General features: G+C 58.2%; 23 protein-coding genes. 5 read left to right on the forward strand and 18 right to left on the reverse strand.

Translation table 11 applies throughout. From position 1 onward, the window contains the following. Position 1: 1 nt before the first annotated feature. The 3 genes from RYB66_RS19510 to RYB66_RS19520 form a co-directional block, all read right to left on the reverse strand. The gene (locus RYB66_RS19510) at positions 2–1426 is read right to left on the reverse strand and encodes a short-chain fatty acid transporter (RefSeq protein ID WP_316895177.1); all 1425 of its coding nucleotides are present in this window, start codon (positions 1424–1426) and stop codon (positions 2–4) included. Between the two features lie 282 nt (positions 1427–1708). Beyond that, positions 1709–2365, reverse strand: a complete 657-nt coding sequence (locus RYB66_RS19515) for a CoA transferase subunit B (protein WP_002554052.1) — start codon at positions 2363–2365, stop codon at positions 1709–1711. 41 nt (positions 2366–2406) lie between these two features. Further along, a complete protein-coding gene (locus RYB66_RS19520; RefSeq protein ID WP_316895179.1) occupies positions 2407–3108 on the reverse strand; it encodes a CoA transferase subunit A in 702 nt (233 codons plus the stop codon). 129 nt (positions 3109–3237) lie between these two features. Between RYB66_RS19520 and RYB66_RS19525 the strand changes: the two genes are divergently transcribed. The 3 genes from RYB66_RS19525 to RYB66_RS19535 all read left to right on the forward strand — a co-directional run bounded on the left by RYB66_RS19525 (position 3238) and on the right by RYB66_RS19535 (position 5231). Beyond that, the gene (locus RYB66_RS19525) at positions 3238–4128 is read left to right on the forward strand and encodes a LysR family transcriptional regulator (RefSeq protein ID WP_316895180.1); all 891 of its coding nucleotides are present in this window, start codon (positions 3238–3240) and stop codon (positions 4126–4128) included. Positions 4129–4217: 89 nt separating this feature from the next. Then, a complete protein-coding gene (locus RYB66_RS19530; protein ID WP_316895182.1) occupies positions 4218–4499 on the forward strand; it encodes a hypothetical protein in 282 nt (93 codons plus the stop codon). Positions 4500–4622: 123 nt separating this feature from the next. Beyond that, positions 4623–5231: a LysE family translocator gene (locus tag RYB66_RS19535; protein ID WP_316895184.1), complete on the forward strand. Its 609-nt coding sequence runs from the start codon at positions 4623–4625 to the stop codon at positions 5229–5231. 7 nt (positions 5232–5238) lie between these two features. On the opposite strand, the gene ssuE is transcribed toward RYB66_RS19535, so the two are convergent. From ssuE to RYB66_RS19600, 13 genes are all read right to left on the reverse strand, one after another. Next, positions 5239–5820, reverse strand: a complete 582-nt coding sequence (gene ssuE / locus RYB66_RS19540; RefSeq protein ID WP_005744418.1) for an NADPH-dependent FMN reductase — start codon at positions 5818–5820, stop codon at positions 5239–5241. A 249-nt stretch (positions 5821–6069) separates the two neighbouring features. Further along, the gene (locus RYB66_RS19545) at positions 6070–7158 is read right to left on the reverse strand and encodes a polysaccharide biosynthesis/export family protein (RefSeq protein ID WP_316895186.1); all 1089 of its coding nucleotides are present in this window, start codon (positions 7156–7158) and stop codon (positions 6070–6072) included. Positions 7159–7239: 81 nt separating this feature from the next. After that, on the reverse strand, positions 7240–8649 hold the full coding sequence (locus tag RYB66_RS19550; protein ID WP_316895188.1) for an undecaprenyl-phosphate glucose phosphotransferase: 1410 nt from the start codon (positions 8647–8649) through the stop codon (positions 7240–7242). Between the two features lie 13 nt (positions 8650–8662). Further along, positions 8663–9892 carry a glycosyltransferase family 4 protein gene (locus RYB66_RS19555; protein ID WP_316895190.1) on the reverse strand — a complete coding sequence of 410 codons (1230 nt, stop codon included), beginning with the start codon at positions 9890–9892 and terminating at the stop codon, positions 8663–8665. Between the two features lie 73 nt (positions 9893–9965). Then, positions 9966–11081, reverse strand: coding sequence for a glycosyltransferase family 4 protein (locus RYB66_RS19560; protein ID WP_016981469.1), 1116 nt, complete (start codon positions 11079–11081; stop codon positions 9966–9968). An 83-nt stretch (positions 11082–11164) separates the two neighbouring features. Next, a complete protein-coding gene (locus RYB66_RS19565; protein ID WP_057404154.1) occupies positions 11165–12382 on the reverse strand; it encodes a glycosyltransferase family 4 protein in 1218 nt (405 codons plus the stop codon). Further along, positions 12379–13380, reverse strand: coding sequence for a glycosyltransferase (locus tag RYB66_RS19570; RefSeq protein WP_005780700.1), 1002 nt, complete (start codon positions 13378–13380; stop codon positions 12379–12381). Before RYB66_RS19570 ends, RYB66_RS19565 begins: the two co-directional genes overlap by 4 nt. Before the next feature lie 85 nt (positions 13381–13465). Beyond that, a complete protein-coding gene (rfaH, locus tag RYB66_RS19575) occupies positions 13466–13978 on the reverse strand; it encodes a transcription/translation regulatory transformer protein RfaH (protein ID WP_316895192.1) in 513 nt (170 codons plus the stop codon). A gap of 53 nt (positions 13979–14031) precedes the next feature. Further along, positions 14032–16239 (reverse strand): polysaccharide biosynthesis tyrosine autokinase, encoded by a 2208-nt coding sequence (locus RYB66_RS19580; protein ID WP_004665708.1) that lies wholly within the window; start codon positions 16237–16239, stop codon positions 14032–14034. After that, entirely contained in the window at positions 16240–16692 is a 453-nt protein-coding gene (locus RYB66_RS19585) for a low molecular weight protein-tyrosine-phosphatase (RefSeq protein WP_002554036.1), read from the reverse strand. Further along, complete coding sequence (locus RYB66_RS19590; RefSeq protein WP_057404156.1) at positions 16682–17617, reverse strand: glycosyltransferase family 2 protein; 936 nt, start codon at positions 17615–17617, stop codon at positions 16682–16684. The genes RYB66_RS19585 and RYB66_RS19590 overlap by 11 nt, the downstream gene beginning before the upstream one ends. A 3-nt stretch (positions 17618–17620) precedes the next feature. Beyond that, on the reverse strand, positions 17621–19153 hold the full coding sequence (locus RYB66_RS19595; protein WP_316895194.1) for a lipopolysaccharide biosynthesis protein: 1533 nt from the start codon (positions 19151–19153) through the stop codon (positions 17621–17623). 5 nt (positions 19154–19158) lie between these two features. After that, positions 19159–20280: a DegT/DnrJ/EryC1/StrS family aminotransferase gene (locus RYB66_RS19600; RefSeq protein ID WP_011168976.1), complete on the reverse strand. Its 1122-nt coding sequence runs from the start codon at positions 20278–20280 to the stop codon at positions 19159–19161. Positions 20281–20865: 585 nt separating this feature from the next. Between RYB66_RS19600 and RYB66_RS19605 the strand changes: the two genes are divergently transcribed. After that, positions 20866–22059: a cysteine desulfurase family protein gene (locus RYB66_RS19605; protein WP_316893174.1), complete on the forward strand. Its 1194-nt coding sequence runs from the start codon at positions 20866–20868 to the stop codon at positions 22057–22059. A 57-nt stretch (positions 22060–22116) separates the two neighbouring features. Then, positions 22117–23925, forward strand: a complete 1809-nt coding sequence (locus tag RYB66_RS19610; RefSeq protein ID WP_316893173.1) for an aminopeptidase P family protein — start codon at positions 22117–22119, stop codon at positions 23923–23925. Between the two features lie 25 nt (positions 23926–23950). Here the strand turns inward: RYB66_RS19610 and RYB66_RS19615 are convergent, their stop codons facing one another. Further along, positions 23951–24265 carry a hypothetical protein gene (locus RYB66_RS19615; RefSeq protein WP_002554031.1) on the reverse strand — a complete coding sequence of 105 codons (315 nt, stop codon included), beginning with the start codon at positions 24263–24265 and terminating at the stop codon, positions 23951–23953. A gap of 175 nt (positions 24266–24440) precedes the next feature. After that, on the reverse strand, positions 24441–25328 hold the full coding sequence (gene rhtA / locus RYB66_RS19620; protein WP_016980612.1) for a threonine/homoserine exporter RhtA: 888 nt from the start codon (positions 25326–25328) through the stop codon (positions 24441–24443). Between the last annotated feature and the right edge of the window lie 221 nt (positions 25329–25549).

Below are 25549 nucleotides of genomic sequence, written 5' to 3' on the forward strand. Positions count from 1 at the left end.
ATCAGGGCATTACCGGTGGCGTATAGACCAGCGTAGTGCCCAATGCCCAGAGCAGAAACAGCACCAGCGGCGTGTGGACCAGCAACTGCACGAACGAGAAACCGATCAGGTCACGTGCCTTGAGGCCCAGTACGCCCAGCAGCGGCAGCATGTAGAACGGATTGATCAGGTTGGGCAGCGCTTCGGCTGCATTGTAGATCTGCACCGCCCAACCGAGGTGATACTGCAGGTCGTTGGCGACTTGCATCACGTAAGGCGCTTCAATGATCCACTTGCCGCCGCCCGACGGAATGAAAAAGCCCAGAATGGCCGAATAGACGCCCATTAGAATGGCGTAGGTGTCGTGGGAGGCAATGCTGGTAAAGAATGTCGAGATGTAGTGCGCCAGGGTCTGCGCATCAGCGCCTTTGACTGTGGTCAGTAACGCAGCGATCGAGCCGTAAAGCGGGAATTGAATCAACACGCCGGTGGTGGTGGGCACGGCCCGCGCTACGGCATCGAGAAAGCTGCGTGGTCGCCAGTGCAGCAACGCTCCGAGCATGATGAACAGAAAATTGTAGGTGTTGAGCCCGGAAATTGCGGTGATCGCCGGTTTGCTCGAAAACTCGCTGAGCAGCCAGCCGACCCCCAGCAGTACCATCAGGATGATCAACAGCGGGCTGTATTCCAGCCATTCGCCCGGCCGTGTGCGAGGTGCCAGTGGCGGCAGGCTGAATGCCGGGTCGACACCGCAGGCTTTGGCGTCACGGGCACTGTTCGGGCCAGGGGCGGTGGCATAGGCCACGATCAGCGATATGACTACCAGCGCGGCGAGCATCACCCCGGATTGCCAGAGAAAGATGGTTTCAGTGAAAGGGATCACGCCGGTTATCGCCAGGATCGAAGGCGGCAGACTGGCCGGGTTGGCCTGCAACTGTGCCGCCGAAGACGACAGCCCCAACGCCCAGACTGCGCCCAGCCCCAGATACGCGGCAGCACCGGCTGCGCGATAATCCATGCGCAGGTCGGTACGGCGGGCGAGGGCGCGCACCAGCAGGCCGCCGAACACCAGTGACAGCCCCCAGTTGAGCAGCGAAGCCAGCATGGAAATCAGCGCCACCCATGCCACTGCCGAACGACCGTTACGCGGCACAAGGGCCAAGCGGTCGATCAGGCGCACCGCGGGCGGCGAACTGGCCACGACGTAACCGCCGATGACCACGAAGGCCATTTGCATGGTGAACGGAATCAGGCTCCAGAACCCGTCACCGAACGCTTTGGCAGCCTCGGCCGGACGTGCGCCAATGGCCAGTGTTGCCAGTGTGACGATGACCACCGCCAGCGCGGCAAATACCCATGAATCGGGAAACCAGCGTTCAGCCCATGCGGCACAGCGCAAGGCGAATCGGGCAGAGCGGCTTTCTTCTATGTTGGCGTTGGCGGCCATCGGGGGCACCTCTTTTTGTAATTATTATCGGGGAGTTACTTGAACAGCCGACTATTGCGGACGCAGAGCGTCCGGAACGACAAATCCTGTGGGAGCGAAGAGGCCAGTACAGTCCCTGGATATCGAGTGTTTGAACCAACGTCTTCGTGAGCAAGCTCACTCCCTCAACTGTCCGGAATCTGTGGGACGGGACTTGTCCGCGAACTGCCGGGAACCGGCAGCAAAACGGAATCATAGAATCTTCCACAGAGATGTATCCATCCTGCTCGAAGATGCCCGCGTTCAGAAACTCATCTCGATCACATCATCCGGCACAATCAGCCTGCCCGCGGTTTTTGCCACGATTTCTTCTACGCTGACCCCCGGCGCACGCTCGCGAAGGATGAAGGCACCGTTGTCGATTTCCAGATACGCCAGGTCAGTCAGAACCTTGCGGATGCAGGCCGCGCCGGTCAGTGGCAGGCTGCAGCGGGGCAGCAGTTTGGATTCGCCATCCTTCGAGGCATGGGTCATGGTCACGATGATGTTGTCGGCACCTGCCACCAGGTCCATCGCTCCGCCCATGCCTTTGACCAGCTTGCCGGGGATCATCCACGACGCGATATTGCCCTCGACATCCACCTCGAAAGCGCCGAGCACTGTCAGGTCTACATGACCGCCGCGGATCATGGCGAAGGATTCGGCCGACGAGAAAATCGACGCGCCGATACGCGCCGTAACCGTCTGTTTGCCAGCATTGATCATGTCAGCGTCTATGGTGTCTTCGGTCGGAAATGCGCCCATGCCCAGCAGACCGTTTTCCGACTGCAACATGACGTCGATGTCGTCCGGTACGTAGTTGGCCACCAGGGTCGGAATGCCAATGCCCAGGTTCACGTAATAACCGTCCTTGAGTTCACGGGCGACGCGTTGAGCCATTTGTTCGCGAGAAAGTGCCATGGTCTGAAATCTCTTTGTTGTTGTATGGCCGAGCTGCTCTGTCAGGGTTTTCTGACGGTGCGCTGTTCAATGCGCTTTTCGAAGGTGCCCTGAATCACCCGGTCGACGTAAATGCCAGGCGTGTGGATCTGCGTCGGCAAAAGCACACCTGGCTCGACGATTTCCTCGACCTCAACCACCGTGATTCGTCCAGCAGTGGCTACTACCGGGTTGAAGTTCTGCGCGGTGTGACGATAGATCACGTTGCCGAAGTGGTCGGCTTTCCAGCCCTTGACCAAGGCGAAGTCGCCGGTGATGGCCTCTTCCAGGATCACATTGCGGCCATTGAACTGCCGGGTTTCCTTGCCTTCAGCCACTAGCGTGCCATAGCCGGTCGCGGTGTAGAACGCAGGGATGCCCGCGCCGCCTGCGCGCAGTTTTTCTGCCAGGGTGCCTTGCGGGGTGAGTTCAACTTCCAGCTCGCCGCTGAGCAACTGCTTTTCGAACAAGGCGTTTTCGCCCACGTAGGACGAAATCATTTTCCGGATCTGCCGGTCCTCAAGCAGGATGCCCAGGCCGAAGCCGTCAACGCCACAGTTGTTGGAGACGACGGTGAGGCCCTTGATGCCCATACGCTTGATCTGCGCAATGAGGTTTTCCGGAATGCCGCACAGACCGAAACCACCGCAGAGTACCGTCATGTCGTCGGTCAGCCCGGCAAGGGCTTCTTCGTAGGTCGTTACTCGTTTATCGAGTCCAGCCATGTTGATCCGCCTTTTATAGTTGTTGACCGACAGTCGCACTGTCGGAGGATCGGGTGACTTGCATCTTCTCTCGCAGCGACTGATTTGTTAATTTTGTTTTTCTGATCAATTAATAAGAAAAACAAATATATGAACGTCAAGCAGCTTCGGGCTTTTCTGGCAGTGGCGCAGTACCTGAGCTTCGCCCAGGCCGGGGAACGACTGAACATCTCGCAACCGGCGTTGAGCCTGACCGTCAAGAGCCTTGAGGAGGACCTTGGCGGGCAATTGCTGACACGCACTACACGTAACGTCGGCCTGACACCCGAGGGCGAAACCCTGTTGCCGCTGGCGCGCCAGTTGCTGGCTGACTGGGACAACACCGAAGAGCTGTTGCGACAGCGGTTTACCTTGCAAACGGGCCGGGTTTCGGTCGCCGCCATGCCTTCATTTGCCGGCAATCGATTGCCGGCAGCGCTGAAGGTGTTTCGCGGGCGCTACCCACGGGTCAATGTCGCGGTGCATGACGTGATCAATGAGCAGGTGCTGGAGATGGTGCGTCACCGCCGTGTCGAGCTGGGCATCGGCTTTGAGCCCGAGTCGAACAGCGCGTTGTCGTTCACTCCGTTTTATATGGATCGCTTCGTGGCTGTGGTCTCGAAGGATTCGCCGCTGGCCGGGCTTGGCGAAGTGTCCTGGGCCGAGCTGTTGGGCGAAGACTTCATTGCCCTGCAAAGGCCTTCGGCTGTGCGTTTGCTACTGGAGCAGGCCATCGAGCCGATGCACGGCAAACTGGCGGTGGCGTTTGAAAGCCATCAGCTGTCCACCATCGGGCGCATGGTTGCCAATGGCCTGGGTGTCAGCGCGGTGCCGTCGCTGTGCATCGGGCAGATGCAGGAACTGGGTGCTTGCTGCATCGCGCTGGTGGAACCGCGTATCGAGCGTCGTATCGGCCTGATGATGCTGGCCGATCACAAGCTTTCCGCTGCGGCTCAGGCGTTGCGCGAGGTATTGATCGAGGATGCTCGCAATAGTCGATAGCGACTATCACGGCGGATGATTTTTGCTGCGTCGGGGGCGGGCGTAACCTTGCGTCATTCCTGAAATGAAGCCTGCCCCGGAGGCCCCAGATGAACCGTATACTTGCCCTTGCGCTTGTCCTCACATTCACCGTTGCACTGCTCTCCGGCTGCTCCAACCACCATGCTGTCGAGCAGCGTCCCTTCAGCGCCGAAGAAAGCCATCAACTGGCGCTTGAAGACCTTAACCGGCGCGGCCTGTCGTTTGATGAATACCAGGCACGCAAGGCGCAATTGATGGCTGATCCGCAGGCACAGCAGGCGCGCGAATTCGATGATAAAGGCGAAGCAAGCGTTGATCTGAATGTGACTGGCCAGCAGCCACAAGGTTAACAGTCCGCTTTAAAAGAGTTTTTTATCAAACTGTACGGTAATAATTACCGGTCAACTGTCCGTGTGTTTCTTGCAGCGCCTTCTATAGGGTAAGTGCCTGACTCACTAATCTGGACAGGCTGTATGGTGCTCTCTTTCGATTTGCTTCTTGCCTTCACACTCTTCGCGTTCGTCACCTCTATTACCCCCGGCCCGAACAACATGATGCTGCTGGCCTCGGGCGTCAATTTCGGTTTCAGCCGTACGTTGCCGCACATGCTGGGTATCAGCATCGGTTTTTTTGTCCTGGTGCTGGCCGTCGGTTTCGGGCTGGGCAGTGTGTTCAAGGCATGGCCGCTTCTCTACACCATCCTGCGCTATGTCGGCGCCGCTTATCTGTTGTATCTGGCGTGGAAAATCGCCACGTCAGGTCCTGCCTCCGATAACGTCGACAGTCAGGGCAAGCCGCTGAGTTTCATGAGTGCAGCGCTGTTTCAATGGGTCAATCCCAAGGCCTGGATCATGGCGATTGGTGCCATTAGCACCTACACGCCGATGCAGGGCTATTTCTACAATGTGGTGGTGATCTCGGCGGTGTTTGCGCTGATCAACCTGCCCAGTGTCGGCATCTGGGCAGGCTTTGGCAGTTTGTTGCGCAATGTTCTGCGTGACCCGCTGGGGTTGCGCATCTTCAACGGCGTGATGGCCGTGCTGTTGGTGGCCTCGTTGTATCCGCTGATTGTCGAGCATTGATGCCGAGCTATAAAGCCAGTTGCAAATGCCCGCCGGCCTGCTTGTGACGTGCTTGCAAACGACGTTGCAGGCCGTGATGGAAGTGCTCCAGCCCCTCATGCAGGCGCTCGGTGAGGATTTCGTCCAGGGTGCCGCCTTCTTCGTTGTCGTCGTAGCTGATCTGGGTATCGATGGCGAAGATGCCGTGTAGCACTTCCTGCGATTTGAGCGCCGACAGTACCGGTTTGAGCGCGTAATCCACGGCCAACATGTGCGCGATACTGCCGCCGGTGGCCAGCGGCAAGACCACTTTGCCATGCAGTGCACGCTCGGGCAGTAAGTCGAGCAGGGTTTTCAGTGCGCCTGAAAATGACGCCTTGTAGACCGGCGTACCAATCAGCAGGCCATCGGCTTGCCTGACCGCTTCGATAAATTCCAGCACTTGTGGGCTGTCGAAGCGGGCAAAAAGCAGGTCCTCGGCATTGAAGTCGCGTATGCGCAGCGTGGTGACTTCAACCCCGCGGCTTTGTAACCAGCGGCTGGCATGAGCCAGCACTACGCCGGAACGGGATTTGGGCGAAGGGCTGCCGGAAAGTGAAACAACGAGCATATGGGATTTCCTTGCGATAAGCGTGTGTCTGTAAAGCAGCTTGTGTGCCAGCCTTCGCAAGGTCCGGCGATGGCTCGCAGACATTGGGTTTGCGCGCTTTTCATACCGACGGTGCGGCGTTGCCATGCTGACGAAAAGCCAGCCAACTGTTGAACCACTGTTGCTCAGGCAACAGTTTTGCGTTGTTCGGCGGGCCAAAAAAAATCCCGCAAAACTGCTTGCAGGAAGATTTTCAAAGCTTCGTCAGAGTCAGTTGCGGAACGCTGCGCCGGTCTGCACCACACTGGCCGAACCGAGCAACTGGCTGATGAATCGGCTCCAGCGGGTGATATCGGCCGTGCCTACAAATACCACGTCCTGCGCCTTGAGCTCGAACTGCCCCGCCAGCAGGTAGGCGGTGGGCTTCCTGGCATTGAGGTGGTAAACGATAGACGTCGCTTCGGCAAAGTTTTCCGCACCGCGTATCACATACACCGCATCGCCATCTGCGCTGTCCGGGCTGAGGCCGCCGGAGTTGCCCAGTGCCTCCAGCAATGTCAGGCGGGTGGTGCCGAAGGAGATCACTTGCGGGTTACGTACTTCGCCCAGCACGTAGATCTTGTTTCGCGAATTACTGTTCAGGTGCAGGTAATCGCCATCCTTCAGGAAGATTCTGCTCAGTTGCGAGTCTCTGCGGTTCAGCGAATCGATGTCGATCAGGTAATCGCGGCCATCGCGGCGCAGGGTCAGACCGGCCAGATTGGCATCGGTCAGGTCAACGCCCGCGACACTTACGGCCTGCACCAGGCTCAACGGAATATTGGTAATAGGTTGCGGGCCGGGCACTTTGAAGGAGCCGGACAGGAGTATTCGCTGACTGTTGTAGCGCAGCACTTTGACGTCGACCTTGACCTCGGTGTATTGCGGCGCCAGCCCCATGCGCAATTGCTCGCGCACCTCGTTCACCGTTCTGCCGCTCGCGCGGATGCGTCCGACGTAGGGGAAGTAGAGCGTGCCATCGTTCAGCACCTCCCGGGTGTTGGCATCCAGCTGGTCCTGCGAGCCCGGCGCGGTCAGCTCCGGGTGTTCGAACACGGTGACCAGCAAGGTATCGCCAGCGCCGATCACGTATTCGGGAGTCTTGTAGTCAAGCAGCGCCTGCGGCAGTGCCTTGGCATCTGCGGTGGCGCGTTGTTGTTGTTGCTGAAGGCTTTTCGGTGTGACCTCAATCAGTTGCGCCCTGGGCTCGTCCGGTTTGCCAGTGGTAACGTCGTCCGGCGTCATGTGCTGCCCCGGGGCGAATGCGCAGCCATGCAGCGCCAGGCTGGTGAGCAGTAAAGCAACTAACCTTGGATTCATTGCGTTTTTCCTTTCATGGCATTGCTCCTTTCTTTCGGCGTACCGACGAATTTCGGCGCGTTCGTTCACTCAGGGGAAGCGTCAGAAGGCGTTCTTGTTGACGAAGCCTTTGAACAGCGTCAGCAGAATGATTTTGAGGTCGAGCCAGATCGACCAGTGCTCGATGTATTCCAGGTCGAATTCCACGCGCATGCGCATCTTGTCGAGTGTGTCGGTTTCACCGCGCCAGCCATTGATTTGCGCCCAGCCGGTGATGCCGGGTTTGACCTTGTGGCGCAACATGTAGCCGCTGACCTGCTTGCGGTACTGCTCGTTATGGGCGATGGCGTGAGGGCGCGGGCCGACGATGGACATATCGCCGTGCAGCACATTGAAAAACTGCGGCAGTTCATCCAGCGAAGTGCGCCGCAAAAATGCCCCCAGCGGCGTTACCCGCGCGTCATTGCGCGTTGCCTGAAGCACCACATCGGCGTTTTCCTGGACGCTCATGCTGCGAAATTTCCAGACCATGATGGAACGGCCGTCCAGCCCATAGCGGCGCTGGCGAAACAGCACCGGGCCCGCAGAGGTGAGCTTGATGGCCGCCGCGATGGCCAGCAGTGGCAGGGCGATCAGCAGCAGAATCAGACTGGACAGGACGATGTCTTCGGCGCGCTTTACCAGGCTCCAGGCACCGTCCATGGGCGAATCGAAAATGCTGATACTGGCCAGGCCATTGATGCTTTCACTGCGGGCGTGCAGCAGGTCGAACATGAACACGTCGGGAATCAGGTACACCGAGGCGGTGGTGTCGCTCAAACCGGTAATCAGCTCGCGCAATTGCGGCTCGTCGCTGAACGCAAGGGTGATGTACACCTTGTCTAAACGGCCTGCACGGGCATCCTCTATCAACTGGTCCAGATCACCCAGCACTGGCAGACGACGTTTTTCAGCCCGCAGATTCATCTGCTGCGGGTGCGAGTCGTAAAACCCCAGCAGGTTCAGTCCCATCCACGGCGCGAGGGAGATGGAGCGGGCCAGTCGCTCGCCGACCTGACCGGTCCCGACAATTGCCACCCGGCGCGTATTGAAGCCGTGCCGACGCAGAGTGTGCAGGACCAGGCGGATCAGCAGTCGATAGCCGCACAGCACCGCAAGCGTCAGGGCGAACCAGCTCATCTGGCCGTTATCGGGCAATTGCGTCTGGTTGAGCAGCAGGCTGTTCAGTGACAGCAGGGTAATGAAGGTCATCGCCCAGTAACTGAAGATCTTGGTCAGTTCGCGCAGGATGCGCTCGCCACGCCATGAACCATATAGCTGGTGATATTCGCTGACCCAGTGAAATACCAGTACCGCGAGGATAATGTGCGACCAGGCCTCGGTGCTGTCGGTGACCAGCAGCCCGGTTTGCCAGTAGCCGATCAACACGATGATGATCAGGTCCAGCAGACGATGGGCGAGCGACAGCGCTGACTGATGGGCATGCAGAATGCCGCGGACGGAAGTGCGCATTGGAGGGGCTCGCTCAGACGGTTTTTATGGGGACGACACGGCCTGGCAGTTCGCTGCCCGGGACCGGCGCTGGTTGAGCGACGCGGTGCGGGTGGGGCAGGCGAGCCAGATGCACAAGATGCGAGGTGGCCAGACGGTTCTCGACGAAGGCTTTGATCTCCTGCTCGAAACGCGCCACCGAAAACCGTTCGGCGTTGGCCCGGCAGGCCTGCGGCGAGATGCGTGATTGCGCAGCTTCAAACTCGCCGATGGCGGCGCTCAGCGCTGCCACGGTTTGCTGCCGGTAGAGCACGCCGGTCGGTTGCGGGTGATCCAGGCCGTGCACGGTCTCCATGATGCCGCCTTTGCCGAACGCGATTACCGGCGTGCCGCAGGCTTGGGCTTCAACCGGGCTGATGCCGAAATCCTCCTCGGCGGCGAAGACGAACGCCTTGGCGCTGCGCATATGTTCCAGCAGTACCGCGCCAGGCTGGAAACCCAGCAGCGTTACGTTAGGCGCCTGCCTGGCAATGGCCTGCGCCTTGGTCAGGTCCGGTCCGTCACCGATCATGATCAGGCGTTTGTCCGGCATGGCGGCGAAGGCTTCGACGATCATTGGCATGCGCTTGTAGGGCACCATCCGCGATGCACACAGGTAGGAGTCCCCACGCGCGCCTTGGGGGGTGAAACCGAGCGTGTCCACTGGCGGATAGATGACGGTGGAGTCACGTCGATACGCCTTGGAGATGCGTGCGCCGATAAAGCCCGAATTGGCAATGAATGCGTCCACACCGGTCGACGTGCGTTGGTCCCACAGGCGCATGTAATGCAGGACCAGGCGCGCCAGACTGCCCTTGATTCCCTTGCCCAGCCCTGATTCCTGCAAGTACTGGTGCTGCAAGTCCCAGGCGTAGCGAATTGGCGAATGCACATAGCTGATGTGCAGTTGGTCCGGGCCGCAAAGCACGCCCTTGGCCACTGCGTGGCTGCTGCTGATGATCAGGTCGTAGCCGGAGAGGTCCAGTTGCTCGATGGCCAGCGGCATCAGCGGCAGGTAGCGTGAATAATGTTTGCGCGCGCCGGGCAGCTTCTGGATGAACGTTGTTCTGGCTACCTTGCCGCGCAGCTGCGCGCGGTCCTGATCGCTGAGAAAGTCGATGACTGCAAACAGATCCGCATCGGGCCAGATGTTGATCAGGGAAGCAAGCACGCGCTCGGCACCGGCGTAACTCACCAGCCAGTCGTGGACAATAGCAATTCTCATGGGCGTTCCTTGCTGTAATGGCCCGCGCTACTGCGGATGCGACAGGGCGCATCCTGGCGTTACTGTTGTGGGGTCAGGGTTTGCCGGCGGACGACTCGGGTACGACGTGCTGCTTGCTTGGCGACGCAGGAGCAGACTCCAGCAGCGCATCGATACGCTGGGAAAGGCGCTGCGCGGAAAGGTCCCAGGAAAAACGCTGCACGTTATGCAATCCCTGAACACGCAGCGCATTGCGCAACGGCGCATCCACCAGCACGCGCTGCATTGCTGCGGCCATGTGGCTGACGTCCAGCGGGTCGAAATACAGTGCGCTGCCTTGCAGGACTTCGGGAATCGAAGCGGCATTGGCGGCCAGCACCGGGCAACCGCAGGCCTGTGCTTCAAGCGGCGGAATGCCGAACCCCTCGTAAAGCGAGGGAAATACGAACGCTGTGGCACCCTGATATTGGCTGATCAGCTCGGCATCGCTGAGTCGCCCCAGAAAACGGATGCGCGGGTCACGGCAGGCGAGGTGTTGCAGATCAGGGTCGGCGAACAATGCGCTGGCTGCGCCGACAATATGCAGTTGCAGGTCGGTGTGGCCACGCAAACTCAGAAATGCCTGAATCATCCGGTTGAAATTCTTGTGTACGGCGGGTGAGGAAACTGCAAGCAAGTATTTCGGCTGATCGACAGGTGTCGGCCTCGGCGTGAATTCGTCACTGACCGCAGCGGGCACGACCAGCACCTTGTCCTCGGCGTAGCCATAGAACGAGGTTATTTCCCTTCGCGAGAAGTTGCTGCCGGTGATCAGCGTTCTGGCGCGTGACAGCAGAATCGGGGTGATGGTCCGATAGGCCAGGCGGAATAGCCGGGTGTAGCTTTGCGGATAGCGCACATAGGTGATGTCGTGGTGAGTCGCTATCTGGTTGCCATAGAACATTGGCCCTGTGTTGCTGACTGAAATCAGCAGCGGGCTGCCCTGACGTTTCAAGTGAAGCGGCAGGTCGATCTGCTCCCACATATGCCCGGTGGAATGACCGATGCACTGGGCCTCCAGTGCGCTGGCACAGTCATGCAGCCTGATGGTGCGCGGAGCGACGAATACCAGATCGTCGCGCAGCCGCTTCAGGGCTCTGCACATATGCTCTGCGTAACGCTGTACACCGCTGACATCCTGGGTGAGGAACCGTGAATTGATGACAATCATCTCGAGCATCCTGCTGATGAGGGTGATCTGGCTGGTGCCAGATCCTGTCCTTGAACGGGCTTGATGGGGCAGATTGCGCCCCTTCACTGTGTGACGTACGTGCGGCGGTCCTGCAGGGTCTGGGCAAAGATGCTTTCGTACTGGTCCAGCATGAGGTCCAGGTTCATCAACGACGCGACGCTGTTGCGCGCCTGGCTGCCGAGGCGCTTAAGCAATTCGGGTTGCTGGTGCAGTTTGAGCATTGCCATCCCCAACGAGTCCGGGTCATCGGGGCTGCACAGCAGACCGTTGAGCGGTTCCTGAATGATTTCCGTCAGCCCGCCCATGCGGCTGGCGATGACTGGCAGAGCATGTGCGCAGGCCTCGACGGCCACCATGCCGAACGGCTCATTCCACAGGGAGGGGACGATTGCCACGTCGATCTGGCGGTAGAAGTCTTCGGGCTTCTGGACGCCGACAAAACTGATGTCCGGTGATGTGGCCATGGCCCTGAAGTGCTTTTCATCAGATGCCTGCCCACGGCCGGCAATCTGCAGGGTGGCTTTGAACGGCAGATGCTGAAACTGATCAATCAACCATCCCAGCCCCTTGTTTGTGGACAGCGTGCCCAGGTAACCGAAGCGCAACGGTGCATCATCGGCGGGTGCCTTGGGCTGCCCCGAAATCGGTGGAGTGAACGGGCTGGCGTTATGCACTACGTAACCCCGCGCGCCTTTGAAATAGCCCTGCGCCTGCAAGGTGTCGAGCATGAAGCGGCTGACACCCACGACCGTGTCGACCTGTTCTGACTGCTGTGCATGATTGCTGCGCAACTGCGTGCACATCGTGCATTGGCGCTGGCAGTTATGACCCTTCTTGAACATGGTGCTGGCCGGGCAGAGCAAGTAAAAGTCATGCAGGACCTGCACGATCGGGCGATTGGCCCTGGTTATTTCGTCCCACGCCGACACCGACCATCCGGTCAGGTTATGGCACACCACCAGCTCCGGTTGCTCCAGTTCCATCACCCGCCCTACGTATTCGCGCATGCCGGCGTTGTAGCGATCACGCCAGTGCCAGGCAAGCCGCGCCAGACGGCCCGGACGCTGGGCCATGAAGTGCCAGTACCGGTTAAGCAGGCCGGCGCGATAGACCTTGACCCGATTGACCTCTGCCAACTGCAAACCGGGCCGGTCGGTGGTGGCCAGCACGGCGACGCTGTGCCCGCGTTGCTGCAAGCCCTCGACAGTACGTTGCAGAATGATCTCTGCGCCGCCGCCGATATCGGGCGCATAAAGGCTGCTGATAAACAGAATTTTCATAACGGGTAGGCCTTGTTCAGGCCCAGCACGCTGGCTTCCCCATCGTGAATGGCGTCGTTGAGCAGGTTCAGGCGCGCATCGGCGTCATAGCGCCAGGCATACAGGCTCAACAGGCAGAGAAATACCAGGCGATTGACTTGATAGAGCAGTGGGGAGGACGCCCAGATATGCCTGTCGAACCACGCCTGGTTACGCGCGGCGTAATAAGCGCGCAGGTCCGATCCGCCCGACAAGTAGCTTTCATAGACGTTGCGGGTGCGCGCCTTGATGTTCCATGAGTCCTCGAGATCCTCCAGCAGCGCTTCGGGGACCAGAAATACCTTCCCGCCACCGTCGGTAATGCGCCAGGTGTATTCGGTGTCATCGCTGTACAGCTTGAGCGCGTCCAGTGGCAGTCCGATCTTCTTGTACAGGCTGCGATGGGCCAGTAACCCCCCGTAGGTGGCGAAAGGGAGCTGCACCCGTTCCGGCATGGGCACGCTGGCACCGGGCTTTCCGAAGGGCAGGCGTCGCCAAATCTTGTATGGCAACTGGGCGATGTGAAAGCCGAAGAAGCTTGAGCGCCGCTGAATGGCGTAACGCAGCGGTACACCCGCGGCGATGTCCGCTTGATGCGTGGGGCGAAAGCCGAGCACTGCGCAATTGTCCCTGCCGTCGATCGTTTCACGTTCATGAAGAGACCGGTGTAACACCTCAATGGCATGGGTGGTCGGCGCGTTATCGTCGTCCATCAACCAGATGTAATCGTCGCCGGTTTCCAGCGCGGCCTTGATGCCTGTCGAATAGCCGTTGGCCGAGCCGGTGTTGTCAGGCAGCCAGAGCACCTGAATCCGGTCGGGCCACTCATCGCACAGCGCCTGCAAGGGTGCAACGGAAGCATTGCTGACAATGATCACACGACCGATCAGCGGGCTCTCCAGCGAGCGGCTGATCAATGTGTGCAGATAGCTGAAACGGTCACCATAGGTGAGCGTCACCAAGGTGGTCTGGTGGGGCATGGTGTGGTTCCGGGGCTGGTTAAGCAGGCTGAGACGCATGTTTCAGGCACACGCCTTGGGCAGTTTCCTACAGGTGCGGCAGGTCTTACGCGCGGGCTTCGACCCTTGACAGGCTGCTGATGGGCAACACCATTTTTTGCTGGCGTTGCAGCATGTTGAGCAGAATCACCGCACGCTCGGTACCGTCTTCGCTCAGAAAGATGGCTTCCACATCACTCCAGCTGCCCGTCGTGATCATTACCGGATCACCTTGAATAAATCGTGCTTTGGGCGCAGGTGTGGAGAGTCGCTGGCGGATCTGCTCGATCAGATGATCGCGGACCGGCACCGGGTGCCCGCCGAACGTCACAATGCGCGAGACTCCGCGTGTGGAGCGAATCGGGTACCAGTTGTCCTGTACCTGATCCATCTGAATGAACAGGTAACCGGGAAACAAAGGCTCGTCGGCCTGAACCCTGGCAGCGTTTTTTTTCACATCGACCTGCAGCGGTCGGTAGCACTGGAAATGCTGGCGTCGCAAATGCTCTTCGGCGCGGGCTTCCTGACGCGGTTTGGTCTGGATCAGATACCAGCGAGCTTCCTGGGCGGAGAGGGCCATGATTAATTCCTTTTAAATGAAACAGCTCAGTGAACGGCAGGCGTCAATACGGGTTATCGGGGCGCAGGGTGGTAGTTGTAGCCATAGGCCGCGTAGTCGTAATCGGACGTCGTGGCCTTGCGTACCACCGCGTTGAAAATGGCACCCTTGATCAGAATTCCGTTCTGGCCCAGGCGGCGCTTGCAGGCTTCGATTTCCTGGGCGGTGGTCATGCCGAAACGAGCAACCAGCAGACAGGTGCCTGCCTGGCGACCCACCAGCGTCGCGTCGGTCACAGCGAGGATGGGTGGCGTGTCAATCAGGATCAGGTCATACAGTGGCGACAATTCGGCCAGCATCTTGTTGAAGTTGTCATGCATCAGCAGTTCCGAGGGGTTGGGTGCCGCGAAACCACAGGACATAAAATCCAGATGCCGGACCCGCGTCTGATGGATGACTTCGGTGCACCGCAAGCGGGCGGCCAGCGTGTCGGACAGACCGTGTTTGGGCTGCAGGCCAAAGAGGCGATGCAGGTAGCCTTTGCGCATATCGGCATCGATCAGCAGAACCCGCCTGCCGGTCTGGGCAATGATGGTTGCCAGATTGCTCGATACAAACGATTTGCCGGCGCCTGGTGTCGGGCTCGATATCATCAGTACGTTGTTACGCGCCTCCAGCATGGCGAAGTGCAAGCTGGTACGCAGGCTGCGCAGCGATTCGATGGCCAGCTCGCCGGGTGCGGCAATGCTCAGCAGTCTTGAATCCTTGCTATCCTGATCGCGCTTTTCCAGGCGTTCCTGCTGACGCGAGTGGGGGAGTGATGCGTAGACCGGCATGCCCAGACTTTCGATGACTTCGGCGCTCTCGATGCCCCGATAGAACGCCTGGCGCACGAATACGATGGTCATCGCGACCAGTGCGCCGATCAGCGTGGCGATCAGCACAATCAGCGTCTTCATCGGTTTGACGGGTTTCTCGACATTGGTGTCGGCGTTGTCGATGACCCGCACATTACCAATGCTGCCAGCACGCAGAATGTCCTGCTCCTGACTCTTGTTGAGCATCAATGTGTAGGTCTGGCTGATGACCTGCATATCGCGGGTCAGACGCAGCAACTCCTGCTGGGTCATGGGCAGCGCGTCGATCTTCTTCAACAGGCCTTGTTTCTGTTGTTCCAGCTGGTTCATCTGGCTCATCAGGCTGCGATAGGTCGGGTGCTCACGGGTGTACAACCGTTCCAGCTCTACGCGCCTGAGTTTCAGTTCGGAAAGCATCGAGTCGAGGCTGACCACCTGATCAAGCACGCCTTTGGTTTCGATGCTAAGGTCCACCGACCTGGCGCTGGTCTGGAAGGTGTTCAGCGCAGTCTCCGCGTCCTCCAGCTGTTTGCGCACGGCAGGCAACTGCGAGCGTAGAAACTGCAGCCGCTGCGCGGCCTCGGCCGAACTGCGCTCCACGTTCTGGCGTACATAAAGATGGCTGACTTCGTCGAGAATCCGGTTGGCCCGCTGTGCGTCCTGGTCCTCTATGGACAGGTAGATGATGCCCGAGTCCCGGCCGGCTTCGGCGATTTTCAACCGGTTCTGATAAACCAGCGCGGTGCTGAGCGTGCGCTGTCTGGAGACACTGAAATCGGTACCGGGACGCGCCCGCAGCGCAGCGACCTGAATCTTCACCCCGTTGCCTTCGACAATGCGGTTGATGGTGCCGCCAAGCAGCAGATTGTGCTCGTTGTCGTAGAGCGAGAACTGGCCAGGCTTGCCTGCGATGAGGGTGAGTTTTTCGCCCAGCAGGTGCTCCGGCACCTCCAGTTGGAATACCTCGATTTTCTCGCCACCCCACGCGTATTGCGTCAGGCCGAATAACGGCTTAGCCAATTCACCGTCGCGCACTGGCTTGAAGGTACGGTATAGGTAAGGGCCGATTACCGGAAAGAAATCAGGTGTCTGCAGCGTATTGAGCTTCAGATCGTCGACGACCTTGCCCAACAATGCGCGCGACTTGATCAGCTCGATCTCGGTGGTCGCCTGCGACACTGACAATGGCTTGGCGCTGACCTCCGGGGTGCCCTCGATGCCGATTTTTCGGGGCTCTATCTGGATCATGGCGGTGGCCTGATACACCGGCGTGGCCAGAATGGCATAGCCCAGACCGATCAGAAAAAACAGGCTGACGGTCCACAGGATCAGCGCTTTGTGATCGAACAGCATGCGCAGGACCGCTGCCAGATCAATCCGGGAGTCCTGGTGGAAATCCAGCGAAGGACGGTTCATGACGGTCATTTATCCTGTTGCTCCTGACTGAAAATGAGGAAGCCAGTCGTCAATGCAGCGTGAGAGCTGCGTGTAGGTCTGTTCAAAGGCTGATGCGGGACGTCGGTAAGGGTCGGCGATGTCGAGCGGGTGCTGCCATTTACCGATCAGAAAGGCTTTGCCGCGTACTTCGGGTGCGAGTTTAAGGACGTCGGCAAAATGTGCCTGCTCCATCAGCAGAATCAGGTCGGCCTGGCGTAGCAGATCACGGCTCATCTGCCGAGCTGCATGGCGCTGCGGCTGTACCCGGTGCGTTTGCAGAACCTGCCGAGCCGCCGGGTCGATGGACGAACCTGACAGCGCGGCGATGCCTGCTGACTGAACGCGCACCTGCGTGGCCTCCAGGCGTTGATGCAGTATCGCGACGGCCATCGGGCTGCGGCAGATGTTGCCGACGCACAACACCAGTACGTTACTGAACATGTGCTTTGCCACTGGTCTGGAACAGGCGTCTGCTCAGGTTGACGACAACATTGCCGGCCACTTTCCACAACGTCTGCAGTTTGTGGCGGGGGGCGAGCGCGGCCAGCGAGAGGCACACCGTCTGCATCAGGAAGTGTTCGTACAGGGGCTGATTGCCCAGACGATTGTAATAGTTGGCCAGGCTTGAACAGGTCTGCAGGTTCATATGCAATTTGCGTTTGTCGCTGCGCATGGAAAACACGCCGCCGGGGTGCAGCCGATAGGCAGCCGGCTTGATCTGCGCCATGAACTTGCCTTTGCCGTAGGCCCCCAGCAATGACCACCAGCACATATCGTTCAACGGTGCTCCGCACATGCTCAATTCGGGCGGCATTGTGCTGAACACATTGCGAAAGCAGACGGTCAGCGTCGACAGGCGTCTGGCCTGTTGCAGCTCCAGCGCCGTAGCATCGTTGCGCAACAGGCCTTGCAGTTGCACGCCGTACTGGCCGTATTCGTCGAAGGCGAACGCGTCGTGATAGGTGATGACGTAATCGGCATGGCTCTCGAGAAAGTCCACTTGCAGCTGCAGCTTTCGCGGATCAGTCCAGTAATCGTCGGCTTCGCAGTAGGCGATATAACGGCCGCGGGCTTCGGCGAACAGGCCCGGAACGCAAGGTGCGCCCTGACTGTACTGGTTGACCTGTTGATAGAAGGGCCGAATGATCGTCGGATACCGCTCGGCGTAGTGCGCAATGATGCGTGCAGTGCTGTCCGTGGATGCATCGTCGTTGATCAGGATTTCAAACCTGAAATCGGTCTGCTGTGACAGAAACCCTTCCAGTGCCTGAGCAATGAAGGTCTCTTGGTTGTAGGCGGGGCATATGATGCTCAGCAACGGCGATGCCACGCAGGGTTCGCCGGTATTTTTTGCAGTGTCGTCCATGGCTCAGGTACTCGGTTTGCTGAACAAAACATAGATTTTTGACGCTAGCGGCCCATGGCTTGCCGCCACCAGTGCCAGAGTGACAAGGCCGCTGGCGGCGAGCGCCAGCAGCAGGCTGCCACGGCTTTCATCGGCAATCAGATGGAACACAGGCGCGCTGATCGCCAGGCCCGCAGCGGTCATCGCACTGATACGCAGAATGTCGCTTAACCATTGCCGATGAAGACCCGGTGCCAAGTGCTGATGGACGATGACGGGCCATATGGCGAAGGACGTCGCACGCAGAAAAAACCACGCCAGCGCCGCGCCGTAAACGCCGTGATAATGGATTGCCACGAACATTACAGGCACGCTGATCAGTGTCGAAATCAGGCTGTACCACAGGTGCAAGTGCATTCGGCCATAGGCGTATTGCAGGTAGAACTGAAAAGCACTGGCGGCCATGATTGCGCTGCCCAGCGCGTACCAGCCCAGCACCGGTCCACTCCAGCGCGCGGCGGCGTCATCACCCGTCCAGGCGATAATCAGCGGCTCGGCATACAGGGCAATTACGCCTGCCAGAGGGAACAGAAAGGTACAGGCAAGGCGATTGGCTGCCAGAAACAACGTGTGCATGTCGTCGCGCCTACCTTCGGCCACCAACACAGTCAGGCGCGGCAAGAGCGTCTGAACCAGCGGGTTGCTCAGCATCACGATGCCCGTGGCGATCAACGCAACCAGTGAGAAGTAGCCGTACTGGTCCAGTGGCAGCAGATTCGACAGCAGCACCTTGTCCACCTGAGTCAGCACAATCCACAGCACTGCGCTCAACGACAGACTGACGGCGAAGGGCAGCAGCGGTTTGATCAGTTGCCAGTCCAGGCCGGTCAGCCAGCGCGGCGCAGGCATCTGCCTGCGGGCTTTGCTGGCAAAAAGCAGGGCTTCGAGCAGCCCGACCACGAGCTGAAATACAAAAAAGTCTTGTGGGTCTCGGGAGAACTGACTGACCAGCAGCAACCCGCCGAAGTAGCGCAGCGTTGCAATCGACACATTGGCAGCGTTCAGCCAGGCATGCTGCTCAAGGCCTTGAATGGCGCTTTTATAGAGTGTCGAATACAGGCGCAAGGCTATGACGATGCCCATCAAGGTGATGCACTGCGCCAGAGTGTCGGGTTGCAGCGTATTGGCGTTCAACCATTGTGCTGCGATCCAGGGACTGGCGACATGGACAAGCAGGCCGCAGAGCATCGTGATCGGTAGAAATATCAGTTCGAATGAGCGCAGTAGACGGCCCAGGCTTTTCTCGCTCACGGGAGTGCCTTGCTGATGTGCCACTGCGCGCACCAGGCTGGGAGACAGTCCCGCGTCCAGCAGTTGCAGCCAGGCTTGCAGCAGGGTGAAGAAACCGATCAAGCCGTAAGCCTCGGCACCCAGATGGCCCAGATAAAACGGCATGATTAGAATCCCGACCAACATTACATAGGCCTGTCCGCTGTAGTTCAGGACGGTGTTGCGAATGATCGAGCGGCCGCGAATGACCGGGCTTGTGTCACGCATGATAGTCAGCAGACCCTGGCAGCGGAGCAAGCCGGGTAGTCCATATCTGTCACAGCACAGGTTTCGATCAGCGTGCGTATGACCAGGTCCTGCTCGCTTTTCAGCAGGCCGGGATAGATCGGCAGGCACAGCACTCGTTCGCTCAATGCTCTGGATACAGGCTGGCCGGGCTGTGGCTGCAGGTATTCAAGGGTGTCCAGTGAGGGGTAAAAATAGCGGCGAGGGTTGATCTTGCGCAGGTTGAGCGCAGTGCGCACCGTCAACAGCTGTTGCTCGTTACGCAGCGCCACCGGGTAATAGCTGTTATTGAGTTCGCTGTCGGCCTGGGGTTTTTGCAGATCCAGGTAGCTTTCCAGCGCTGACGTATAGCGGTGAGCGATTTGCGCGCGCTCTTCAAGGATGTTGCCTATGTTGTCGAGAATGCACAGCCCCATGGCTGCGGAGAATTCGTTGAGCTTGGCATTGATGCCGATGCCGTCGATTCGGTCTACTCCCGATATGCCAAAGTTGCACATCAGGTGGGCGCTTCTGGCCAGTTCGTCATCGTTGGTGATGATCGCGCCGCCTTCAATCGTGTGGAACAGTTTGGTGGCATGAAAGCTTAAGGTGCTGATATCGCCATGATTGAGCACCGACTGGCCGGCATGACGCACGGCAAATGCATGTGCGCCGTCATAGATCACCTTGAGCTTATGTTCGCGGGCAATCTGCTGAATGGCTTCTACGTCGCAAGGATTGCCGAACACATGGGTGCCCACGATTGCCGTAGTGTCTTCGGCGATGCTGCGTTTGATGTGCTGTGGCGAGATATTCCAGGTGTCCGGATCAATATCGGCAAAGACCGGGCGAATACCTTCCCATTGCAGCGAGCTGCTGGTGGCGACGAAACTGAATGGCGTTGTAACAGCGCTGCCACTCAAGCCCAGAGCCCGATAGGCAATCTGCAGGGCAAGAGTGCCATTATTGGTCAGAATAATGTGTTTGACACCCAGATAGTCCTTGAGCCGGTCCGTCAGATCCTTGGCCAGCGGGCCGTGATTGGTCAGCCAGCCGCGGGCGTAGATACCTTCAACGTAGCGTTTGAACTGGTCGATATCACCCAGATACGTCTTGGTCACATTAATCATCGAAGCCTCCATGTTTCTCTGAATCGGGGTGTTGCCGAGTGAGTGACCAGACATCTTTTTCGCGCACGGGCGCTGCATTGCTTCAGGCAACGCTACCGCCACACCGAACGTGTTCAGTACTTTAAAAATAGAATGGAGAGTCAACAGACATCCGCCGGCGCCTGCTGAGCACCGTGGAAATAACTGAAAGCGTGGGACGGAACAGCGGTCAACTTCGGCTTGATTATCCCGACGCCATGCTCTGCGGCATGTGCGTGACAACGGAATGCGCCTGACGGTCCTATATATCGGTCGCGGCAGGGTATCTGTCAAATTATTTCGTCATCTTTCTGTTATATTTTTCATAAATGGTAAAGCAGATTTCATAACTAACTGATTTATAAGGGTGTCAAAAAAATATCATCTTGCAGGTGTATTTAAATGACACGCTGAACGTGCTTTGCAAGACGTCAATAAGTCGCTGGATTTTACAATCTGCGCCTCTTTATATTTCCAATTTATCTATTTAAATATCAATTAATAATTTTTGGTTCTATGTGGTTTGGTGCATGATCGTGTTCATGGACTGCAGGCAGGAGAACGAACATGAAAGAGCCAGTGCTGTATTTTGATTACGCCGCCACTACGCCTGTGGACGAGCGTGTTATCAGGGTCATGGTCGATTGTCTGGGTGTGTCAGGCAATTTTGGCAACCCTGCATCCAGCGCTCATTCATTCGGACAAAAGGCCCGCGTTGCGGTAGAGATTGCCCGTGAGCAGGTTGCCCGTCTGGTAGGTGCTCAGGCCTCGCAGATCATCTGGACCTCCGGTGCCACCGAATCCAGCAATCTGGCGCTCAAGGGCGTGGCTCAAGAACGCGCGAAGAGGCAGGCAGCATTCGCCGGAGGCAGATCCGGTCATATCATCACCAGTCAGATCGAACACAAGGCAACCCTTGATACTGCGCGGCAACTTGAGGAAGTGGGCGTCGAGGTTACCTGGCTGGCCCCGGACAGCGATGGCCTGATCAGCGCCGACGCGGTCAGTGCCGCTTTGCGCAATGATACGTTTCTGGTCTCGCTGATGCTGGTCAACAACGAACTGGGTACGGTCAACGACATCGCGGAAATCGGCAGGCGGGTAAGGGCTCACGGCGCATTGTTGCATGTCGACGCTGCGCAGGGCGCTGGCAAGTTGCCGATTGACTTGAGTCAGCTCGCGGTAGACCTGATGTCGCTTTCTGCACACAAAATCTATGGGCCCAAAGGGATTGGCGCGCTGTATGTCGGCCCGCGCGCGCAGCAACGGGTTCTCGCCCAGATTCACGGAGGCGGGCATGAATGTGGTCTGCGCTCCGGCACCCTGGCGACGCATCAGATTGCCGGGATGGGTGCGGCCTTTGCCCTGGCGGCCGAAGTGCTTGAAGAAGAAGTTGTTGAAATACAGCGGCTCAATAGTCTTCTCTGTGAGCGACTGGCCGATATTCCGGGTGTGTGTATCAACGGCAGTCCCACCCAGCGGATTGCCCACACCCTCAGTTTTACATTCACCCACAATGATCTCGACGTTGCAGCGCTGGGCGACAAACTTGCCTTCTCTTCTACCTCGGCCTGTAACTCGGCGAAGAACCTGCCTTCACACGTCCTGCTGGCTCTGGGACTGAGTCCGCAGGCTGCCGGTCAGACCATACGTCTGAGCCTGGGGCGCTTCACTCGTGATCAGGATATCGAGCGTGCGGCCGAGTCGATTCATGCCTGTCTGATTCAACCAGCGTTCTGGGCGGTTGCTCAGTCTCGATGAGTGCTCCATTATCTGAACCGGTGAAAGCAGTCAATTTCCGGGTCAGCAGGAGAGTCAATGAGCACGCAATCCAATGCCAGTTCAGAAGTGGCAGAACGTTTGGCGCAAACCCGCGCCTTGATGAGCAGGGAGCGCATCGATGCCTATCTGGTGCCGTCAGCGGATCCGCATCTCTCCGAATACCTGCCCGGCTATTGGCAGGGGCGCCAGTGGCTGTCGGGTTTTCACGGTTCGGTCGGTACACTGATCATTACCCAGGACTTTGCAGGCATATGGGCTGACAGTCGCTATTGGGAGCAGGCAACCAAGGAACTGGCAGGTAGCGGTATCGAGCTGGTGAAACTGTTGCCGGGCCAGCAGGGGCCGCTTGAATGGCTGGCGGACGAAGCCAAAGCCGAAAGTGTAGTTGCCGTAGACGGTGCGGTCCTGGCCGTTGCCTCTTCGCGCACTCTTGCAAGCAGGCTTTACGCGCGTGGTGCTCGCCTGCGCACGGATATCGATCTGCTCACCGAGCTGTGGCAGGACCGTCCTGCCTTGCCGTCTCACCCAATCTACGAACACTTGCCCCCTCAGGCATCTCTGGACCGTGCTGAAAAACTGGCTCGTGTTCGCCAGATCGTTGCCGAGCGAAACGCTGACTGGCACTTCATCGCAACACTGGATGACATAGCCTGGCTGTTCAATCTGCGTGGCGCTGACGTTTCCTACAATCCGGTTTTCATCGCCTTCGCCTTGATCGGTCCGCATAGCGTCACGCTGTTCGTGGACTCAAGGAAAGTGCCTGACCCGGTGCGCTCGCGTCTGGAGCGCGACGGCATCAATCTCATGGAATACACGCAGATTGGCGCAGCCTTGCGCGAGCTGCCGAAAGACGCACGACTGCTGGTTGATCCGGCGCGTGTTACCTGCGGCTTGCTCGATTACCTTGACAGTGAAGTCACCCTGGTTGAAGGGCTTAATCCGAGTACGCTGCTGAAATCGCAAAAAACCGAGACCGATACAGGTCACATCCGTCAGGCAATGGAGCAGGATGGTGCGGCGCTCTGCGAGTTCTTCGCCTGGCTGGACAGTGCGCTGGGACGTGAGCCCATCAGCGAAGTGACGATTGATGAAAAGCTTACTCAGGCACGGGAGCGACGTCCTGGATATGTTTCACCCAGCTTTGCAACCATTGCAGGGTTCAATGCCAACGGCGCGATGCCGCATTACCGAGCGACTGAAGCTGAGCACGCGCAGATAGAAGGTGATGGCTTGCTGTTGATCGACTCGGGCGGTCAATACCTTGGTGGCACCACCGATATCACGCGCATGGTTGCGATCGGAACGCCGAGTGCCGAGCAGAAGCAGGACTGTACGCGGGTTCTCAAAGGCGTTATTGCGTTATCGCGCACGCATTTTCCCAAAGGCATTCTTTCGCCGTTGCTGGATGCCATTGCCCGAGCGCCAATCTGGAGTGAAGGCGTCAACTACGGTCATGGCACCGGGCATGGTGTCGGGTATTTTCTGAACGTCCACGAAGGGCCACAAGTTATTGCCTATCAGGCACCTGCAACGCCGCAGACAGCAATGCTCCCAGGCATGATCACGTCTATTGAACCTGGTACTTACCGGCCCGGGCGCTGGGGTGTGCGCATCGAAAACCTGGTGATTAATCAGGAAGCGGGCACTACCGAGTTCGGCGAGTTCCTGCGTTTTGAAACCCTGACGCTTTGCCCGATCGATACGCGTTGCATCGAGGTCTCGATGTTGAACGAGGAAGAACGCACCTGGTTGAACGATTACCACGCTCACGTTCTTGTGCGATTGAGCCCTCTACTGCAGGGTACAGCGCTGTTGTGGTTGCAGGCACGCACGGTCGCTGTCTGATATCTCGAAGCGCGTTACCGCAGGCTCAGTCCTGCGGTAACGGATCCGTCAGTGGTGTGCTTTTTCTGCAGACGATAATCATGCTGCGGCTGGTATAGCCTGCGGGGTTGAGGCCGAACGGATAGTCTTCCGGCTCTTCGGTGGCATCGCCCGATTTTGCGATGACCTTGAACGTCCTTGACGCACAGGCGTTGGTCGCAAGCTCGTAGCATTTGGCCCAGGAGGACGTCAGGCCGGAGCAGTTGATGTGAATGCCGCGCTTGCTTTGCTTGACAGGCTTGGATGTGGCTGCACAACCTGCCACAGCCAACATGGCCAATACGATAAAAATGTATTTCATTCCTTTCCTTAGCAGGCCATTGCTAATCGCGATCCATCCGGATGACTGGATCATGAGTCGATAAAACTGTAACGCAGAACTCTCGAACATCTGTAGGTCAGGTGTAAACATGGCGCATGCGCTTAACAAATGCTAGTGCCATGTCGCTTCTTGACCTTATGACCGCGTGGTCAGTTCAGTCGGCAGGGACCAATTGAGGTTTTGTGTTTGCAGAACCAAGGGTGGCACCGATGGATGCGAAGATGATTGCGCCAATTGCCAGCCATTGGGTCAGCGAAAGGCTCTCGTGAAGAAACACCAGACCTGATAGCGCTGCGAAGACAGGCTCCAGGCTTGCCAGTGTGCCGAATGTGCGTGCCGACATTCGCGTCAGAGCGATCATTTCCAGGCTGTAGGGCAGGGCGGTCGACAGAATGGCGACACCCAGCGCTGCCGGTACCAATGAAATGTCAAATAATGCAGAGCCTGCGTGTATCACGCCGACAGGTCCGATGAAGAGTGCGGCAATCATCACGCCAAGCGCGGCGGTCTGTACGCCGTTGTCTGCACCTGCTTTATGCCCGAACACTATATAAGCGGCCCAGCACACTCCGGCCCCCAGTGCATACGCAGCGCCGAGCAGATCAATCGCTTCGTTCGAGGCCCCGAGGGGGATCAATAGCAATAAGCCGATAACTGCCAGCGAAACCCATAGAAAATCGATGGGCTTGCGCGAAGACAGCAGAGCTACAGCCAGTGGACCGGTGAACTCCAGCGCGACCGCGATTCCCAAAGGCACAGTCTGCAACGACATATAGAAAAGGAGGTTCATGCTGCCCAGCGCAATGCCGTAGATCACCACAGTGCGTAGCGATTTTGCGGTCAGATTCGCTCGCCATGGGCGCAGGATGGCGATAAGGATAAGGCTCGCAAATACCAGCCTCAGGGTCGTGGTGCCTTGCGCGCCCACTACGGGAAAAAGACTCTTTGCCAGTGACGCGCCGCTTTGAATGGAGATCATGGCGATCATCAGCAGCCCTAGGGGGAAAAGGGCGGACGCTATAGTGTGGGGTTTCTCAGACATTTTGGTTGTACATCCTGGGTGTGATCCGGGCACTGATAATCGAACATGATGCGCAACAATCGATGCATGGGCAATATATTGCGCAATTTTTGCTTTTCCTTCTATATAGGTAATCACGAAACGGGCAATTTCGGTGATTTTGAAATTAACGGTTGACGCCCTCTGTGATCTGTCTATAATTCGCCCCACTTCCGGCGCAGACGGAAACGAAAAAGCCTTGA

Origin of the sequence: Pseudomonas syringae group sp. 243L2 (assembly GCF_032587875.1) — a bacterium.
Lineage (GTDB): Bacteria > Pseudomonadota > Gammaproteobacteria > Pseudomonadales > Pseudomonadaceae > Aquipseudomonas > Aquipseudomonas amygdali.